This is a genomic window from Poseidonibacter sp., assembly GCF_041821165.1.
In the GTDB taxonomy this organism is placed as follows: Bacteria; Campylobacterota; Campylobacteria; order Campylobacterales; family Arcobacteraceae; genus Poseidonibacter.
This window is the reverse complement of record NZ_JBGUES010000057.1, coordinates 1-3,104: the sequence shown is the minus strand read 5'-3', so window position 1 is coordinate 3,104 and position 3,104 is coordinate 1. Positions and strand designations below refer to the sequence as shown.

Here is a 3,104-nt window from a genome sequence, read left to right as displayed (position 1 = left end):
CTTCTCAAGCACACGTTCATAATCATTTTCATCATATTTATTATCAGAAATATTTACGGTATCATTTTTTTCAAAAACAGATTTTTCTATTTCTTTTTTATCAATTGTTGCAAGCTGTGATTTTTTAAGTGCAATTTCTTGATGAATAGAGGATATGCTTTGATAATTACTGTTTATTTCCATAATAGACTCATTGATTTTGTATTTATATTAATTCTATCGAAATTTACTTTAGAAGATAACTAATTAGATGGGATATATTTTAAGTAGAGTATCCAAAGCTTAGAAAACTAAACTTTGGATTTTATTTTTAGTAGTCCATTACAACTTTATATTTTGGATCATCTTCTTCATAAGTACAAAATTGACCAGCATTCTTCATAATAGATTTACACTCATCACTTAAATGTCTTATTTTAATATTTTTATTTGCTTCTTGATATTTTTTTGTAATTGAATCAATTGCTTCAACACCAGAAATATCAACAACTCTTGCATCTTTAAAATCTAATACAATATTATCAGGGTCATTTAAAATATCAAAACCTTCATTAAATGATGTTACACTTCCAAAAAATAGTGGACCATCAAATTCATATACTTTTGTACCATCTTCTTCAATATGAGTTTTAGAAGTTACTTTTGCATGTTTCCAAGCAAATACAAGTGCAGAAATAATTACACCTGAAATAACAGCAATTGCTAAATCTGCAACAATTGTAATTCCTGTAACTGTTACAAGTACAAAAGCATCACTTTTTGGCATTTTTGTAATTCTTGCAAAAGAACTCCATTCAAAAGTACCAATAGAAACCATAAACATAATCCCAACTAAAATTGCAACTGGAATGATATTTAAAAGGTCTGTTAATGTTGCAACTAAAAGAATTAAACCAATAGAAGCTACAACACCTGATAATCTTCCTAATCCACCTGATGTATAGTTAATAATTGACTGACCAATCATTACACATCCTGGCATTGCACCAAATAATCCACAAGTAATATTACCTGTTCCTTGAGCGATACACTCTTGGTTTGCACTTCCTCTTTTTCCACTAATTTCATCTAAAACAGATAAAGTTAATAATGATTCGATAATACCAACAAGTGCTACAATTACAGCATATGGTAATACAAGTTTAATTGCTTCTAAATTTAAAATAACATCAGGAATATGAAAACTTGGTAATAATCCCTTAAATTCACTTAAGTTTGCTAAATCTCCAACAAGTTTTGTATCAGCACCAGTTAAATAAACACCAAGTGTAAATACAATAATAGCAACTAATCCAGAAGGAATTGCAGAAGTAACTTTTGGTAAAAAATACATTGTTGCCATTGTTCCTAAAATAATTGCATACATAACCATTCCAGCACCATCTAAGAACTCAAATTGACTAGTAGCAATTACAACAGCAAGACCATTTACAAAACCATGAAGTGCAGGTTGTGGTACTAAACGAATAAATTTACCCATTTTAAATGCACCAATTGCTATTTGAATAAGACCTGCAATAATTGCAGTTAGTGTTATATATTGAATAATACCAAATGATAACTCTTCACCTGTTAAACCTTGTGCTTGAAGTACAGCTTTTGAAGATATACTAACACCAACTAAAACAATAGCAACAGCACCAGTTGCACCTGAAATCATACCTGGCTTTCCACCAATTAATGCTGTAATTAACCCAAGAATAAATGCAGCATAAAGACCAACGATTGGACTTACTTGTGCAATAAATGAAAAAGCAATAGCTTCAGGAACAAGTGCAACAGCAACTACAAGTCCCGATAAAATATCACTTTTAGCGTTTTTTCCTATAAAAGTATCTTTTATATTTAACAAATTTTAACCTTTTGTGTTTTGATAAGTTCGCGATTATATCTAAAAAATTATTAGTTCTGTATTTGAGATTTAAAATATGAAAATATGTATATCCTCTCTCTTTCCTATAAATTGGGATGTCTATTAATATTATTAATCTTTATTAAAATAATTTTTTGATATAATCGCGTCATGAGGTATACATTTTTTAAGTCAGTGCTTTTTAAATTAATCGTATTAGTTTCTATTGTATTAATTAGTCTTTTTAGTGCATCTTTATTGTTTAATAAACAAATTGATAAATTAAAAGTACAAATTGATAATATCTACTTTGGAAATTTTGTTCCTGTAATAAAATTAGAGAAGATTTTAGATAATTATAGAGAGATTATTGCTTGTAGAACTCTAAAGTATAATTGTAATTTTAAAAAAGAACAAAATATAATATTAGAAGAATGGAATTATTATTTTAATTCATATAAAAATGAAAAAGAAAGATTAGTTGTTTCTAGTATTAATGAAGATATAAAAGATACTTTTAAATCAAATAAACTTTATAAATTTAAAAATGTTGTAAAGAAGATTGATTTCTTGATTACTTATGAAATTGAAAATGCATATAAACAAAGAAAAATTTTTGTTGATGATTATAAAAATATGAAAGATCTTCTTTTTTATAATGTAATATCAATTTTATCATTATGTTTTGTATTAATAGGTTTTATTATTTATCAAGTTATAAAAAAAGATAATCAATTAAGAGTATTAAATAAAAAGTATAAAATGGAATCAATTACAGATTCTATGACACAACTTTATAATAGAAAATATTTTGACACAATATTTGATAATATGCCTTTTATTGCAAATGCTAATAATTGGCAATGTTCATTTATAATGTTTGATATTGACTTTTTTAAACAATATAATGATACTTATGGACATGATGCAGGAGATGAAACCTTAAAAAAAGTTGCTAAGGTATTATCTGAATATTTTAATAAAAAATATGAATATGTATTTAGATTAGGTGGAGAAGAGTTTGGTGTTATTTTATTTGATACAAATGAAACAATTTTAAAATCTTGTTTAAATGATATCAATAAAAAAATAGTTGAACTTCAAATTGAACACACAGGTAGTAAAGTTTTAAATGTAGTTTCTATCTCAATAGGGGCTATAATTTATGAGCCAAACTCATATGTTTCTGGAAATACTTTGTATAAAAGAGCAGATGAATGTTTATATAAATCAAAACAAAATGGTAGAAATC

At 26.2% G+C, this 3,104-nt stretch carries 3 protein-coding genes; 1 reads left to right on the top strand and 2 read right to left on the bottom strand.

Annotation, left to right across the window (positions count from 1 at the left end; translation table 11 throughout):
* Together ACERKK_RS06255 and ACERKK_RS06250 are read right to left on the bottom strand one after the other, a co-directional pair.
* Positions 1-183: hypothetical protein (locus tag ACERKK_RS06255; RefSeq protein WP_373772229.1), on the bottom strand; the 183-nt coding region annotated here is incomplete at its 3' end.
* 127 nt (positions 184-310) lie between these two features.
* Complete coding sequence (locus ACERKK_RS06250) at positions 311-1,852, bottom strand: SulP family inorganic anion transporter (protein ID WP_373772228.1); 1,542 nt, start codon at positions 1,850-1,852, stop codon at positions 311-313.
* 258 nt (positions 1,853-2,110) lie between these two features.
* Between ACERKK_RS06250 and ACERKK_RS06245 the strand changes: the two genes are divergently transcribed.
* The coding region (locus ACERKK_RS06245) for a GGDEF domain-containing protein (protein WP_373772227.1) at positions 2,111-3,104 on the top strand (994 nt) is incomplete at its 3' end.